Raw genomic sequence first — 14,003 nt, forward strand, 5'->3', positions numbered from 1 at the left:
CGCCACGGGTCTGGAAAAAGAAAAGAGGTTGTCGGCGGGATCACCGCCAACAACCTCGAAATTCCATGGCCAGCATTGGGAGTTGCTGCGTGGGGGCCATGGACCGACAAGCATTCGGTACGCATGTTTCTGGTGCGCAAGCACTCAGTACAAAGGTCAATCCCGGACGGACGGGGACGCGGCCCCGTATTCCCGGCCCCGTCCGTCCGGGAGTGACTCGGTGCGGAGGCACGCGCTTGGGCGTGGCTCCTGAACTCGGTGTTTCTTCTGTAGCCAGCTTCCCCTCACCCCAGCCCTCTCCCAGAGGGAGAGGGGGCCGTTCGGCGTGGCTATCAGTTCAGTGCTGTTCAGATAACTCTTCGCTGCACCATTCTTTCAATGAGCTCCTCGATCAACCGTCGCTCTGGACGGCTCCCTCTCCCGCTTGCGGGAGAGGGTTGGGGTGAGGGGCTCTGGCCTTTCTTAAGCCCCCAACGCCGGCGCTACGGTCTCGATCCGCAGCATGTTGGTGCTGCCCGGCTGGCCGAAGGGCACGCCAGCAGTGATCACCACGGTGTCGCCACGGCGCGCCATGCGCTGTGCCAGGGCGATGTCCAGGGCGGTGGAGCAGATCTCGTCGACGTGGGCGAGCTGCGCGTTGACCACCGAGTGGACGCCCCAGGCCACGGTCAGGCGGCGGGCGGATTTGAGTTGCGGGGTCAGGCTGAGGATCGGTGCCTTGGGCCGCTCGCGGGAAGCGCGCAGGGTCGAGGCGCCGGACTCGGTGTAGTTCACCAGCACCGCCACCGGCAGGATGCGGCTGATCCGGCGGATCGCGCAGCTGATGGCGTCGGAGACGGTGGCGTCCGGTTCCGGGCGGTTGATCTCCAGCGTGGCCTGGTAGTCCGGTTCGGCTTCGACCTGGCGGATGATCTTCGCCATCATCTCTACCGCTTCACGCGGGTATTGGCCCGAAGCGCTCTCGGCGCTGAGCATTACGCAGTCGGCGCCTTCGCTGACGGCGTTGGCGACGTCGGTCACCTCGGCGCGGGTCGGCGCCGGGGAGAAGCGCATGGATTCGAGCATCTGGGTTGCGACCACCACCGGGCGGCCGAGCTGGCGGCAGACCTGGATGATGCGCTTCTGGATGCCCGGCACGCTCTCGGCCGGCATCTCCACGCCCAGGTCGCCACGGGCAACCATGATCGCGTCGGACAGTTTGGCGATGGCTTCGATGGACTGCACCGCCGAAGGCTTCTCGATCTTGGCCATGAGGAAGGCCTTGTCGCCGATCAGCTCGCGGGCTTCCTCGATATCTTCGGGGCGCTGCACGAAGGACAGGGCCACCCAGTCCACGCCCAGCTCCAGGCCGAAGGTCAGGTCGCGGCGGTCCTTGGCGGTCAGCGGGCTGAGCTTGAGCACGGCTTCCGGAACGTTCACGCCCTTGCGGTCGGACAGCTCGCCGCTGTTCATCACGCGGGTTTCGATGGCATCGCTGTGGGCGTTGAGCACCTGCAGGCGAATCTTGCCGTCGTCCAGCAGCAGGCTCATGCCTGGCTCCAGCGCCTGGATGATTTCCGGGTGGGGCAGGGTGACGCGCTTGTCGTCGCCCGGTGCGTCGTTCAGGTCGAGGGTGAAGGTCTGGCCCTTCTGCAGCTGGACCGCACCGTCGGCGAAACGACCCACGCGCAGCTTCGGCCCTTGCAGGTCCATGAGGATGCCGATGGGGTAGTTCAGTTCGGCTTCCACTTCGCGCACCCAGGCGAAACGCTGGGCGTGGTCGTCGTATTCGCCGTGGCTGAAGTTCAGGCGGAACAGGTTGGCGCCGGCTTCCACCAGAGCGCGGATGTCGTCGCGGCTTTTGATCGCCGGGCCCAGGGTGGCGAGAATTTTTACTTTCTTGTCAGGGGTCATTTGTCGTTCTCGAGGACCAGGATGGCGCGGAAGTCGTTGACGTTGGTGCGGGTCGGCCGGGTGATCACCAGGTCGCCCAGTTCAGCGAAGAAGCCGTAGCCGTTGTTGTTGTCGAGCTCGTGCAGCGGGTTCAGGCCGGCCTTGAGGGCGCGGCTGTAGCTGCACGGGCTCATCAGGGCACCGGCGTTGCTTTCCATGCCGTCGATGCCGTCGGTGTCCCCCGCCAGGGCCCAGATGTTCGGTTCACCTTTGAGGTCGGCGGTGAGGCTGAGGAGAAACTCTGCGTTGCGTCCGCCACGGCCGTTGCCGCGCACGGTCACGGTGGTCTCGCCACCGGAAAGGATCAGGCACGGCGCCTTCAGCGGCTGGCCATGCTTGCGGATCTGCCGGGCGATACCGGCGTGGACCTTGGCGACCTCGCGGGATTCGCCCTCCAGGTCGCCCAGGATCAGCGTCGGGATGCCCGCGGCTTCGGCCTTGGCAGCTACCGCGTCAATGGAGTGCTGGGGCGTGGCGATCAGCTTGAAGTGGCTGCGCGAGAGGCATTCGTCGCCGGGTTTGACGGTTTCCGAGCGCGGATCTTCCAGCCAGGCGCGCACGTTCGCCGGGATGTCGATGGCATAGCGCTTGAGGATCGCCAGGGCGTCGGCGGAGGTGGTCGGGTCGCCCACGGTCGGGCCGGAGGCAATCACCGTGGCCTCGTCGCCGGGCACGTCGGAAATCGCGTAGGTGTACACGCTGGCCGGCCAGCAGGCGCGGGCCAGGCGGCCGCCCTTGATGGCCGAGAGGTGCTTGCGCACACAGTTCATTTCGCTGATGGCGGCGCCGGATTTCAGCAGGGCCTTGTTCACGCTGCGCTTGTCGTCGAGGCTGATGCCTTCGGCCGGCAGGGCGAGCAGGGCGGAGCCGCCGCCGGAGAGCAGGAAGATCACCCGGTCGTTCTCGGACAGGCCGCTGATCAGTTCCAGCACGCGGCGGGCGACGCGTTCGCCGGCGTCGTCCGGCACCGGGTGCGAGGCTTCCACCACTTCGATGCTGCGGCACTCGGCGCCATAGCCGTAAGGCGCCACCACCAGACCCTGGACGTCACCATTCCAGTGCTTCTCGGCGACTTCAGCCATGGCACCGGCGGCCTTGCCGGCACCGATGACGATGGTGCGGCCGCCCTTGTCGGTGGGCAGGTGCTGCGCCAGTACCTGGGCCGGATGCGCGGCGGCAATGGCGGTGTCGAACAGCTCGCGCAGGAAGGCGCGTGGGTCGAGGCTCATGACAGGCTCCGATGATTCTTGTTGTGGTGTTCCATGGCTCAGGCTTCTGCAGGGCAAAAGGCTCAGCGATGGAATCGAACACCCCGGCCGGCGAGGCCGTGATTCCCTACGGCCGGGTGTTCGAGTCGCTTTGCAGCGTGGCGGGCGAGGCCACTCCCATAACTTCGCCCGTCACTTTGCTCTGTGGCGGATAACGCCTTTGGCGTTATGTGCCCTACGTTGGCGTACCTCGCAGGGCGCATGAAGCGGAACGCTTCATCCGCCGATTCTCAGTCCTTGCGGATGGAGAAGTTGGCCATGTGCTCCAGGCCCTTGATCAGGCCGGAGTGGTCCCAGTTGCTGCCGCCGATGGCCGCGCAGGTGCTGAACACCTGTTGGGCGTTGGCGGTGTTGGGCAGGTTCAGGCCCAGTTCGCGAGCACCGGCCAGGGCCAGGTTGAGGTCCTTCTGGTGCAGGCTGATGCGGAAGCCCGGATCGAAGGTGCCCTTGACCATGCGGTCGCCGTGCACTTCGAGGATGCGCGAGGAGGCGAAGCCGCCCATCAGCGCTTCACGCACCTTGGCCGGGTCGGCGCCGTTCTTGGCGGCGAACAGCAGGGCTTCAGCGACGGCCTGGATGTTCAGGGCGACGATGATCTGGTTGGCGACCTTGGCGGTCTGGCCATCGCCATTGCCGCCGACGCGGGTGATGTTCTTGCCCATGGCCTGGAACAGCGGCAGGGCGCGTTCGAAGGTGTTCGGGCAGCCGCCGACCATGATGCTCAGGGAGGCGGCCTTGGCGCCGACTTCTCCACCGGAAACCGGGGCGTCCAGGTACTGCGCGCCGGTGGCCTTGATCTTCTCGGCGAAGGTCTTGGTGGCGGTGGGGGAGATCGAGCTCATGTCGATCACCACCTTGTTCGGGCCCACGCCTTCGGCGATACCGTCCTTGCGGAACAGCACGTCTTCGACCTGCGGAGTGTCCGGGACCATCACGATGATGAACTCGGCTTCCTGGGCGACTTCCTTGGGGTTGGCCAGGCCGATGGCGCCGGCTTCGACCAGCGCCGCCGGGGCGGCGTCGTGGTGGGTGGAAACGAAGATCTGGTGACCGGCTTTCTGCAGGTTCTGCGCCATGGGCAGGCCCATGATGCCGGTGCCGATGAATCCGATTTTGGCCATGAGGAATTCTCCTGGTTGTTCTTGTTAGGCTGGCTGGCGCAGTGCGTACCCACCGCGCCGGCCGGCGAATCAGATGACGTTGTGGCTTTTGAGCCAGCCAAGGCCGGCTTCGGTGGTGGTCTTGGGCTTGTATTCGCAGCCGATCCAGCCGCGGTAGCCGATGCGGTCCAGGTGATCGAACAGGAAGCGGTAGTTGATCTCGCCGGTGCCCGGCTCGTGGCGGCCGGGGTTGTCGGCCAGCTGCACGTGGTTGATCGAGGCGAGGTTCTTCTCGATGGTCCGCGCCAGGTCACCTTCCATGATCTGCATGTGGTAGATGTCGTACTGCAGGAACAGGTTGGCGCTGCCGACCTTCTCGCGGATGTCCTGGGCCTGCTTGGTGGTCTGCAGGTAGAAGCCGGGAATGTCGAGGGTGTTGATCATTTCCATGACCAGCTTGATGCCCGCGGCTTCGAGCTTGCCCGCCGCGTACTCCAGGTTGTTCAGGAAGGTGTTCTCGATGGTCGCGCAGTCGTGGCCCTGCGGACGGATGCCGGCCAGGCAGTTGACCTGGGTGTTGCCCAGGACCTTGGCGTAGGCGATGGCCTTGTCGACGCCGGCGCGGAACTCCTCGACGCGGTCCGGGTGGCAGGCGATGCCGCGCTCGCCCTTGGCCCAGTCGCCGGCCGGCAGGTTGAACAGCACTTGTTCGAGCTTGTTGGCGTCCAGGCGGGCCTTGATCACCTCGGCCTCGACGTCATACGGAAAGAGGTACTCGACACCGCTGAAACCGGCGCGCGCGGCGGCTTCGAAACGGTCGAGGAAGTCCACTTCGGTGAACAGCATGGACAGGTTGGCGCAGAAACGGGGCATGGGGTCACTCCTGTTGAACGGGTCGTGCGTGGTGCTCGGCTTCCTGATGAAAGAGAGCAGGGGGTGGGGGACTCCCCGCCAGGAAATGTCCACCCCCAGCTCCTCCCCGAAGGGAGGAGTCGTACGGATCAGCTAGTCAGTCCAGCAGCGAGATGGCAGTCGGTGCGTCGATGCCTTTGAGAGCCAGCTCTTCGAACTCGTTGACCGCGTTGATCTCGGTACCCATGGAGATGTTGGTGACGCGCTCCAGGATGACCTCGACCACCACCGGTACACGGTGCTGCTGCATCAGCTCACGAGCCTGGGCGAAGGCGGCGCCGATCTGGTTCGGGTCGGTCACGCGGATCGCCTTGCAGCCCAGACCCTCGACGACCGCGACGTGGTCCACGCCGTAGCCGTTGAGTTCCGGTGCGTTGACGTTCTCGAAGGCCAGCTGCACGCAGTAGTCGATCTCGAAGCCGCGCTGCGCCTGACGGATCAGGCCCAGGTAGGAGTTGTTCACCAGCACGTGGATGTACGGCAGGTTGAACTGCGCACCGGCGGCCAGTTCTTCGATCATGAACTGGAAGTCATAGTCGCCCGACAGCGCGACGACCTGACGGCTCGGGTCGGCCTTGACCACGCCCAGGGCTGCCGGAATGGTCCAGCCCAGCGGGCCGGCCTGGCCGCAGTTGATCCAGTGGCGCGGCTTGTAGACGTGCAGGAACTGCGCGCCGGCGATCTGCGACAGGCCGATGGTGCTGACGTAGCAGGTGTCCTTGCCGAAGAACTCGTTCATCTCTTCGTAGACGCGCTGCGGCTTGACCGGCACGTTGTCGAAGTGGGTCTTGCGCTGCAGGGTGCGCTTGCGCTCGCGGCAGGCTTCGACCCAGGCGCTGCGGTCCTTCAGCTTGCCGGCGGCTTTCCATTCGCGGGCGACTTCGAGGAACACCTCCAGAGCTGAGCCGGCGTCGGAAACGATGCCCAGATCAGGGGTGAACACACGGCCGATCTGGGTCGGTTCGATGTCCACGTGAACGAACTTGCGGCCTGCGGTGTAGACATCGACCGAGCCGGTGTGACGGTTGGCCCAGCGGTTGCCGATGCCCAGCACCATGTCCGATTCCAGGACGGTGGCGTTGCCGTAGCGGTGCGAGGTCTGCAGACCGCACATGCCGGCCATCAGCGGGTGATCGTCGGGGATGGTGCCCCAGCCCATCAGGGTCGGGACTACCGGTACGCCGGTCAGCTCGGCGAATTCCACCAGCTTGTCGGAAGCGTCGGCGTTGATGATGCCGCCGCCGGCACAGATCAGCGGACGCTCGGCGTCATTGAACAGGGCCAGGGCTTTCTCGGCCTGGGCGCGGGTGGCCTTGGGCTTGTTCACCGCCAGCGGTTCGTAGGCGTCGATGTCGAACTCGATCTCGGCCATCTGCACATCGAACGGCAGGTCGATCAGCACCGGGCCGGGACGGCCGCTGCGCATTTCGAAGAAGGCCTTCTGGAAGGCGTAGGGCACCTGGCCCGGCTCCAGCACGGTGGTTGCCCACTTGGTCACCGGCTTGACGATGCTGGTGATGTCCACGGCCTGGAAGTCTTCCTTGTGCATGCGCGCACGGGGAGCCTGGCCGGTAATGCAGAGGATCGGGATGGAGTCGGCGGAAGCCGAGTACAGGCCGGTGACCATGTCGGTGCCGGCGGGGCCGGAGGTGCCGATGCACACGCCGATGTTGCCGGCGTTGGTGCGGGTGTAGCCCTCGGCCATGTGCGAGGCGCCTTCCACGTGGCGGGCCAGGACGTGATCGATGCCACCGAGTTTCTTCATGGCCGCATACATGGGGTTGATGGCGGCGCCCGGTACGCCGAAGGCGGTATCCACGCCTTCGCGACGCATGACGAGTACGGCAGCCTCGATTGCTCTCATTCTGGCCATATTTTGTTCCTCGGTTCTTATACTGATTGTGTACAAAAGTTGAGGCGATTCTAGGCAGGCAATTCGACGAAGGTCAAGACGGGTTGTATACGAGGGACTGAGCGGTCATTTTTCACTGAAAGCCTTCTACTGCGGGGCTTTTACGTAAAAGCTGATCTCTGGGTCAAACTATCGTTTGAAAAAATGTATACAAAAATAGATGTGAATTGTCCTTTTAAGTTGCTTTGGGTGAGACCTTCGGCTACTAGATTGCGTACAGATTTCTGATACGCGTGTGCGCAGCATTCACCTGTGCGCACGGCGTGGCCCCGGCTTGTCGACTTGAACCGCCTTATCAACTTGAAGAGGAAAACCTCATGAGCACTCTGAGTCTGGAAACCGCACTGGACATCACCCGTCACGCCCTGGTCGCCAGCCGCGAGCTGTCCACCGCGCCGCTGACCATCGCCGTGCTGGATGCCGGCGGGCACCTGCTGAGCCTGCAGCGCGAGGACGGCGCGAGCATGCTTCGCCCGCAGATCGCCATCGGCAAGGCGTGGGGCGCGGTAGCACTGGGCAAGTCGTCGCGGGTGCTGGCGGCGGACGCTCAGCAGCGGCCGTCGTTCATCGCCGCGGTGAACACGCTTGCGCAAGGCAATGTGGTGCCCGCACCCGGCGGCGTGCTGATCCGCAATTCGGCCAATGAAGTGATTGGCGCCATCGGCATCAGCGGCGACGTCTCGGACATCGACGAGCAATGCGCGATCCGTGGCGTGCAGGCGCTGGGCCTGGTCGCTGACGCGGGCTGATCGAAGAAGGGAAGGGCGCGCGCCAGTCGCGCGTCTGTCCTGCTCCGGCTCGATATTTCTGCGCTCGGGCCGGCCCTCACCCTAGCCCTCTCCCAAGGGGAGAGGGGAGCGTTCGGTGCAGGGAGAAACTGCCGTATCAGCCGGTACGTTCAGCTCCCTCTCCCTCTGGGAGAGGGTTGGGGTGAGGGAGGCCCTGCGATGGACTTCCCAGAGAAGTCAGTTGCTCTCGGCGCTGAGTTTCGGCTCAGATCGACAACGGTCGCAAACGCCCCTGCGGCTTGGGCTCGGCGCCATTGTCCGGCGCGGTGCCGCGCAGCACCAGGCGGGTGATGGTCTCGGTGGCCGCCTCGAAATCCGCCTCGCTGAGGCTGGTCTTGCCGGTGACCATGGAGATCTGCCAGTCGAAGTCGGCGTAGGTCTGGGTCGCCGCCCAGATGGTGAACAGCAGGTGATGCGGGTCCACCGGCGCCAACAGGCCGCGGTCGATCCAGCTCTGCAGGCAGGCGATGTTGCGCTGTGCCTGAGCGTTCAGCTCATCCAGGTATTCTTTGGGCAGGTGCGGCGCACCGTGCATCAGCTCGCTGGCGAACACCTTGGAGGCGTGCGGCAGCTCCTGGGAAATCTTCACCTTGGAACGGATGTAGGCGCGCAGCGCCTCGCTCGGCTCGTCGTCCTCGCGGAACGGCGCGGAGGCCTGCAGCAGCGGCTCCACCACGCTTTCCAGCACGCAGCGGTAGAGGTTTTCCTTGGACTGGAAGTAGTAGTAGACGTTGGGCTTGGGCAGCCCGGCGCGAGCGGCGATGTCGCTGGTCTTGGTCGCCGCGAAGCCTTTCTCGGCGAATTCCTCGCTGGCGGCGCGAAGGATGAGGCGACGGTTACGCTCGCGGATGCTGGTCATTGGCTGGTCTTCTTTCTTTTATTGCTGTTGTCACAGAACAGAGCCGGGCATGGTAGCACCGGGCTCTTGAGCCCCTCAACTCGGCCCCGTCGCGGGTACTTGCGTGCAATTTCCTGACTCGCGGGTCGGTTTTGTGTGTACAGCGACGGCGTTCTAAGGTATTTCTAGCGCACTTTCGTTCGGCACCTGCCATCCGGAACTTCCCACTGCCCATGTCCGATTCCCAGTTGGTCGACCCCTTCGGTCGACGCATCACCTACCTGCGCCTGTCGGTCACCGACCGCTGCGACTTCCGCTGCACCTACTGCATGAGCGAAGACATGCAGTTCCTGCCGCGCGACCAGGTATTGAGCCTGGAGGAACTCGAAGCCGTCGCCGACGCCTTCATCGACCTTGGCGTGAAGCGCATCCGCATCACCGGCGGCGAGCCGCTGGTGCGCAAGGGCCTGACCGGCCTGCTGGCAAGACTGGGCGCACGTTCGGAGCTGGACGATCTCTCCATCACCACCAATGGCTCGCAACTGCGCGAGCGTGCGGCCGAGCTGCGTGCGGCCGGCGTGCGTCGCCTGAATATCAGCCTCGACTCGCTGCGCCGCGAACGCTTCGCCGCCTTCACTCGCTCCGACAAGCTGGAGCAGGTGCTCGACGGTATCGATGCCGCCCGCGAGGCCGGCTTCGAGCGCATCAAGCTCAATGCCGTGGTGCAGAAGGGCCGCAACGACGACGAAGTCTGCGACCTGGTGGCCTTCGCCCTGGAGAAGGGCATCGACATCAGCTTCATCGAGGAGATGCCGCTGGGCAGCGTCAGCAGCCACGAGCGCAAGCAGACCCTGTGCAGCAGCGATGAAGTCCGCACGCAGCTCGCCGAGCGCTGGCAACTGCTGCCGACGCCGGAGCGCAGCGGCGGTCCGTCGCGCTACTACCGCATCGACGGCTATGCCAGCCGCATCGGCTTCATCTCCCCGCACAGCCACAATTTCTGCGGCGACTGCAACCGGGTGCGGGTGACCGCCGAAGGCAAGCTGGTGCTCTGCCTCGGCCACGAAGGTGCGCTGGACCTGCGCCAGTTGCTGCGCGAGCACCCCGGCGACAGCGCGTGCCTGCGCGAAGCACTGATGCAGGCGCTGCAGCTCAAGCCCGAACGCCACCATTTCGAAGCCGACCAGCAGGTGCAGGTGCTGCGCTTCATGAGCATGACCGGCGGCTGAGTCCGCCACGGCGGGCGCCCGGCCCGCCGGACAGAACAAAAACAACAGGCAACAAGGAGAGTCGTTTGAAGCTCAAGGCATTCTGCTGCGCGCTCGCCAGCATTTTTTCCACCGGTGTTTCAAGTGTCGCCATGGCACAGACCTACGTCGTCGGCGTCGAGAACCTGGCCTTCGCCCCGCACTACAGCACCGATGCACGGGGCAATTACCAGGGCTTCGCCCGTGAGGTGCTGGACCTGTTCGCCAGCACCAGCGGCATCACCCTGGAGTATCGTCCGCTGCCGGTGGACGCGCTGCTGCCGGCGCTGCTCTCCGGCCAGGTCGATCTCAAGTACCCGGACAACCCCAACTGGGCGCCCGAGCAGAAGGCCGGGAAAACCCTGCGCTACAGCCAGCCGGTGACCGAGTACGTCGACGGCGTGCTGGTGGCGCCGGAGCGGCTGGGGCAGGGTGTCGCTGCCTTGAGGCGGCTGGCGCTGGTGGATGGCTGGACGCCACGCGGTTATGAGCAGTCGGTGCAGTCCGGGCAGGTCGCCCTCGTGCCCAGCGCCGACCTCAAGCAGATGATCCATGCCGCGCTGAAGAAGCAGGCCGATGGCGTCTACTTCAACGTGGTGGTCGCCACTTTTTACCTGGACAACATCCGCGCGAAGCCGGGGGCGCTGGTGTTCGATCCATCGCTGCCGCACACGCGCAGCGCCTTCCACCTGTCCACGGTGAAGCAGGGCGAGCTGATAGAGCGCTTCGACCGCTTCCTCGTCGAGCACGCGACGGAGGTGTCCGCGATCAAGGCCAGGTACGGCGTCGAGGCGAGCCTGGATTCCGAACACCTGGGCGTCGAGCAGTGGAAAGTGGATTTCCTCGAGCGCCAGAAAGCGAAACAGAAGTCGCCGTGAGCCGCCTTCTTCCCTAGAATCGCCGCTGCCGTTTGCGCGCCAGCCGTAGGGAGGATGAAGTGCGCCGCGCTTTGTTCTTCCTTTGCTGCCATTGTCTGCCGGAGCCGGCATGAGCGAGCTCCGCATTCCCCTGCGCGAAGGCACGCTGGTCTGCCCCGGTTTCCGCATCCAGGCCCAGCCCGAGCCTTCGCTGGCCATCGACGGCGATCTGCTCTGGGCGCTGGAGCAGGCGCGGTGGTGCCCGCTGGCCGTGTCGCTCGAGGAGCGTGATGGCGCGCAGTGGGTTACGCCGCTGCCGCTGGCGCAGCAGGCCGGTTTCGACCCGCAGCGGGTGATCGGCTGGCGCGACGAGCCGGTGCGCATCGAGCAGCCCGAAGGCGTCGAGGATGCCGAGGCCGCCATCCACTGGTGGCGTGGCGGCACGGTCGACGATGTGCGCGGGCGCATCAGCCACCACCCCTGGGGGCGTTTGCTGCGTCTCGAAGGTCCGGGCATCGGTCCGGAGCACATCCTCTTTCCCCGTGGCCATGCCTGCCTCTACCTGGGGCATCTGGACGCCGACTGGCGCCAAATACGCTTCGAACTCTTTTCCTGAGCCGGCATCACACTAGATAGCGGCCCTGCGGTTGCCGCCGATATGGCGGGAGCGTCGTGGTCGGTTGTCTCGCGTGCGAGCGGCCTGCACCTCCTGCCCAGTGCATGCAGTCCATGATGAGGTGACCCAGAATGACCATAACAAGACGGGTAAAGAGCCTTGCAGCAGTCCTGGTGTTCGCGCAGTTGGGTGTCATTGCGGAAGTCCCGTTGGCTCAGGCCGCCATGGTTGGCACCGGCGAAGTGCTGCAGGCACAGCAGCAACAGGTCGACCGCGAACAGTTGTTGAAGATGCTCGATGACCAGGGTGTGCAGAAAAAACTGCAGTCCATGGGGGTCGAGCGCAGCAAGGTCGAGCAGCGCATCAAGAGCCTGTCCAATGAAGAGCTGGCGCAATTCAACCAGCAACTGGACCAGGCCCCCGCTGGCGGCATCATCGGCATCATCCTGTTGTTCCTGCTGATCTTCGTGATCACCGACCTGCTCTGTATCACCCACATCTTCACCTTCGTGAGGTGCCAGCGTTGAGGCGCTGGGCCATGGCCGTCGCGTTTGCGGCGGCCGTGGCACTCGGCGGCTGCGCGCAGTCGCCGACGTTGCCAGCCAGCGTGGAGGCGTTGCCGGAGCGAGTGGAGCTGAGTGATGTGCAGTTCTTCCCGCAGCAGGAGTTCCAGTGCGGCCCGGCCGCGCTCGCGACCATGCTCAACCAGCGCGGCGTGCGGGTGACTCCTCGGGAACTGAAGGATCGGGTGTTCATCCCCGGACGCGAGGGCAGCCTGCAGGTGGAGCTGATAGCGGCGGCGCGGGAGAAGGGCATGCTGGTCTATCCGCTCAAGCCGCGCCTGGAGAATATTCTCAGCGAAGTCGCGGCGGGCAATCCGGTGCTGATCCTGCAGAACCAGGGGCTGGATTGGCTGCCGGTCTGGCACTTCGCGGTGGTGGTCGGCTTCGACCGCAGTCGGCATGAACTGATTCTCCGCTCGGGCATCACCGAGCGCCTGGTGATCGACTTCACCGCCTTCGACGTGACCTGGAAGCGCAGCCAGCGCTGGGCGGTGCTGACCGTGCCGGCCGATCACCTGCCGGCGACGGCGGAGCCGACGGCCTGGTTGAGAGCGGCCCACGACCTGGAGGAGACCGGCCAGCCGGCATTGGCGGAACAGGCCTACCGCATCGCGACCAGGGCCTGGCCTCAGGAGTCTCTCGGCTGGTTCGCCCTGGCCAATGCGCGCTACACCGACGGCAATCTCGGCGATGCCGAGGATGCGCTGCGCCGCAGTGTCCGCGCGAAGCCGGCGTTTGCGGCGGGCTGGTTCAATCTGGCCAACGTGCTGGGCGAGCGCGGTTGTCCACAGCAGGCTGGCGCTGCGGCGAGTTGTGCGCGGCATCTGGCGCCGGATGATGCGCGTTTCTCGCAGAAGATCGGCAGTGCGGGTGCGGCAGGCGACAGTTGCCAGGCGGTGCCGGCCTGCCCAGCGAACTGAGGCGAGCAGGTTTCCTGAACCGAAGCGGAAAGGGCACAGCCTAAACCTGCAATGTCCCAGTGAGGTGCTTGGCATGGCCAGCGAAAAACCACCGGCACGCGGCGGCGCGCGTGCCAAGACGAGCGAGTCGAGCGCAAGGAAGGCGGCGCCTCGCAGTTCCTCCCGCAGCTCGAAAGCCGGTAGCGACACGGCCGACGATCTCTCCGCCGAGGAGCGCCGCAAGGTCGAGAAAAGCCAGCCGCCCCGCGCGCTGGTGCTGCACGAAGTCATCCGCCTGCAGGGCAATCACGAACTGGACCGCACCCTGGCGGCGCTCTGGTGGTCAGCGCTGGCGGCCGGGCTGACCATCGGCCTGTCGCTGATGGCGATGGGGTTGTTCCGTGCACGGCTGCCGGACCACGACATGGCGGTGATCACCACCAGCCTGGGTTATCCGGTGGGCTTCCTGGCGATCATTCTCGCGCGCCAGCAGCTGTTCACCGAGAACACCCTGACGGCAGTGCTGCCGGTGATGAGCGAGCCGACGCTGGAAAAGTTCGGCCAATTACTGCGGCTGTGGTCGGTGGTGCTGGCGGGCAATGTCGTCGGCGCGCTGCTGTTCGCCTACGCCATGCTCCATTTGCCGATCTTCGACACGAAGGCCGACCAGGCCTTCCTCGACATCGGCCGCGAGGTGATGGAGAACGATCACTGGCAGATGTTCTCCAAGGGCATCGTTTCCGGCTGGATGATCGCCACCATGGTCTGGCTGGTGCCGGCGGCGGAGCACGCCAAGGTGTGGATCATCTTCCTGGTCACCTACCTGATGGCGTTGGGCAGCTTCAGCCATATCGTGGTCGGCACCTGCGAGGTGGGTTACCTGATGTTCGCCGGCGAAGTGGGGCTGGCGGCGTTCGTCGTCGATTTCGCCTTGCCGACGCTGGTGGGCAATATCGTCGGCGGCAGCCTGATCTTCGCGTTGATGAGCCACGCCCAAGTGCGCAGCGATACGTCGTCGCCGGAGAAGTCCCCGAAAAGAAAAACGGCGCCCTGAGGCGCCGTTTTTTCGTG

13 protein-coding genes are annotated in these 14,003 nt (G+C 65.1%); 7 read left to right on the forward strand and 6 right to left on the reverse strand.

What is annotated here, in order from left to right; translation table 11 throughout:
- Nucleotides 1-462: 462 nt before the first annotated feature.
- The 5 genes from pyk to gcl form a co-directional block, all read right to left on the reverse strand.
- The gene (gene pyk / locus ABKS89_RS09805) at nucleotides 463-1,893 is read right to left on the reverse strand and encodes a pyruvate kinase (protein ID WP_348589458.1); all 1,431 of its coding nucleotides are present in this window, start codon (nucleotides 1,891-1,893) and stop codon (nucleotides 463-465) included.
- On the reverse strand, nucleotides 1,890-3,161 hold the full coding sequence (locus ABKS89_RS09810; protein WP_151186445.1) for a glycerate kinase type-2 family protein: 1,272 nt from the start codon (nucleotides 3,159-3,161) through the stop codon (nucleotides 1,890-1,892). Before ABKS89_RS09810 ends, pyk begins: the two co-directional genes overlap by 4 nt.
- 269 nt (nucleotides 3,162-3,430) lie before the next feature.
- Nucleotides 3,431-4,321, reverse strand: coding sequence for a 2-hydroxy-3-oxopropionate reductase (locus tag ABKS89_RS09815; RefSeq protein ID WP_024763150.1), 891 nt, complete (start codon nucleotides 4,319-4,321; stop codon nucleotides 3,431-3,433).
- A 69-nt stretch (nucleotides 4,322-4,390) separates the two neighbouring features.
- A complete protein-coding gene (gene hyi, locus ABKS89_RS09820) occupies nucleotides 4,391-5,173 on the reverse strand; it encodes a hydroxypyruvate isomerase (protein WP_138212871.1) in 783 nt (260 codons plus the stop codon).
- Between the two features lie 136 nt (nucleotides 5,174-5,309).
- Nucleotides 5,310-7,085, reverse strand: a complete 1,776-nt coding sequence (gcl, locus tag ABKS89_RS09825) for a glyoxylate carboligase (protein WP_138212872.1) — start codon at nucleotides 7,083-7,085, stop codon at nucleotides 5,310-5,312.
- Nucleotides 7,086-7,441: 356 nt separating this feature from the next.
- On the opposite strand from gcl, the gene ABKS89_RS09830 reads away from it, so the two are divergent.
- Nucleotides 7,442-7,873 carry a GlcG/HbpS family heme-binding protein gene (locus ABKS89_RS09830; RefSeq protein WP_081518101.1) on the forward strand — a complete coding sequence of 144 codons (432 nt, stop codon included), beginning with the start codon at nucleotides 7,442-7,444 and terminating at the stop codon, nucleotides 7,871-7,873.
- 244 nt (nucleotides 7,874-8,117) lie between these two features.
- Here the strand turns inward: ABKS89_RS09830 and ABKS89_RS09835 are convergent, their stop codons facing one another.
- Nucleotides 8,118-8,771, reverse strand: a complete 654-nt coding sequence (locus ABKS89_RS09835) for a TetR/AcrR family transcriptional regulator (RefSeq protein WP_138212873.1) — start codon at nucleotides 8,769-8,771, stop codon at nucleotides 8,118-8,120.
- 212 nt (nucleotides 8,772-8,983) lie between these two features.
- On the opposite strand from ABKS89_RS09835, the gene moaA reads away from it, so the two are divergent.
- The 6 genes from moaA to ABKS89_RS09865 all read left to right on the forward strand — a co-directional run bounded on the left by moaA (nucleotide 8,984) and on the right by ABKS89_RS09865 (nucleotide 13,986).
- Nucleotides 8,984-9,979, forward strand: coding sequence for a GTP 3',8-cyclase MoaA (gene moaA / locus ABKS89_RS09840; protein ID WP_348589457.1), 996 nt, complete (start codon nucleotides 8,984-8,986; stop codon nucleotides 9,977-9,979).
- A 65-nt stretch (nucleotides 9,980-10,044) separates the two neighbouring features.
- Complete coding sequence (locus tag ABKS89_RS09845; RefSeq protein ID WP_518301005.1) at nucleotides 10,045-10,875, forward strand: transporter substrate-binding domain-containing protein; 831 nt, start codon at nucleotides 10,045-10,047, stop codon at nucleotides 10,873-10,875.
- 109 nt (nucleotides 10,876-10,984) lie between these two features.
- Nucleotides 10,985-11,470, forward strand: coding sequence for a hypothetical protein (locus ABKS89_RS09850; RefSeq protein ID WP_138212876.1), 486 nt, complete (start codon nucleotides 10,985-10,987; stop codon nucleotides 11,468-11,470).
- Nucleotides 11,471-11,601: 131 nt separating this feature from the next.
- Nucleotides 11,602-11,997, forward strand: a complete 396-nt coding sequence (locus ABKS89_RS09855) for a PA2779 family protein (RefSeq protein WP_348589455.1) — start codon at nucleotides 11,602-11,604, stop codon at nucleotides 11,995-11,997.
- Nucleotides 11,998-12,008: 11 nt separating this feature from the next.
- Nucleotides 12,009-12,953 (forward strand): PA2778 family cysteine peptidase, encoded by a 945-nt coding sequence (locus tag ABKS89_RS09860; protein WP_348589454.1) that lies wholly within the window; start codon nucleotides 12,009-12,011, stop codon nucleotides 12,951-12,953.
- Nucleotides 12,954-13,026: 73 nt separating this feature from the next.
- A complete protein-coding gene (locus ABKS89_RS09865; RefSeq protein ID WP_348589452.1) occupies nucleotides 13,027-13,986 on the forward strand; it encodes a formate/nitrite transporter family protein in 960 nt (319 codons plus the stop codon).
- Nucleotides 13,987-14,003 lie beyond the last annotated feature (17 nt).

It is taken from the genome of Pseudomonas sp. LABIM340 (genome assembly GCF_040017195.2).
Lineage (GTDB): Bacteria > Pseudomonadota > Gammaproteobacteria > Pseudomonadales > Pseudomonadaceae > Pseudomonas.

Coding starts and splice junctions, on each gene's coding strand:
- hyi (WP_138212871.1), bottom strand. CDS start 5,173: ATGCCCCGTTTCTGCGCCAACCTGTCCATGCTGTTCACCGAAGTGGAC.
- ABKS89_RS09850 (WP_138212876.1), top strand. CDS start 10,985: ATGAGCGAGCTCCGCATTCCCCTGCGCGAAGGCACGCTGGTCTGCCCC.
- moaA (WP_348589457.1), top strand. CDS start 8,984: ATGTCCGATTCCCAGTTGGTCGACCCCTTCGGTCGACGCATCACCTAC.
- ABKS89_RS09835 (WP_138212873.1), bottom strand. CDS start 8,771: ATGACCAGCATCCGCGAGCGTAACCGTCGCCTCATCCTTCGCGCCGCC.
- ABKS89_RS09830 (WP_081518101.1), top strand. CDS start 7,442: ATGAGCACTCTGAGTCTGGAAACCGCACTGGACATCACCCGTCACGCC.
- ABKS89_RS09855 (WP_348589455.1), top strand. CDS start 11,602: ATGACCATAACAAGACGGGTAAAGAGCCTTGCAGCAGTCCTGGTGTTC.
- pyk (WP_348589458.1), bottom strand. CDS start 1,893: ATGACCCCTGACAAGAAAGTAAAAATTCTCGCCACCCTGGGCCCGGCG.
- ABKS89_RS09810 (WP_151186445.1), bottom strand. CDS start 3,161: ATGAGCCTCGACCCACGCGCCTTCCTGCGCGAGCTGTTCGACACCGCC.
- ABKS89_RS09865 (WP_348589452.1), top strand. CDS start 13,027: ATGGCCAGCGAAAAACCACCGGCACGCGGCGGCGCGCGTGCCAAGACG.
- ABKS89_RS09815 (WP_024763150.1), bottom strand. CDS start 4,321: ATGGCCAAAATCGGATTCATCGGCACCGGCATCATGGGCCTGCCCATG.
- gcl (WP_138212872.1), bottom strand. CDS start 7,085: ATGGCCAGAATGAGAGCAATCGAGGCTGCCGTACTCGTCATGCGTCGC.
- ABKS89_RS09860 (WP_348589454.1), top strand. CDS start 12,009: ATGGCCGTCGCGTTTGCGGCGGCCGTGGCACTCGGCGGCTGCGCGCAG.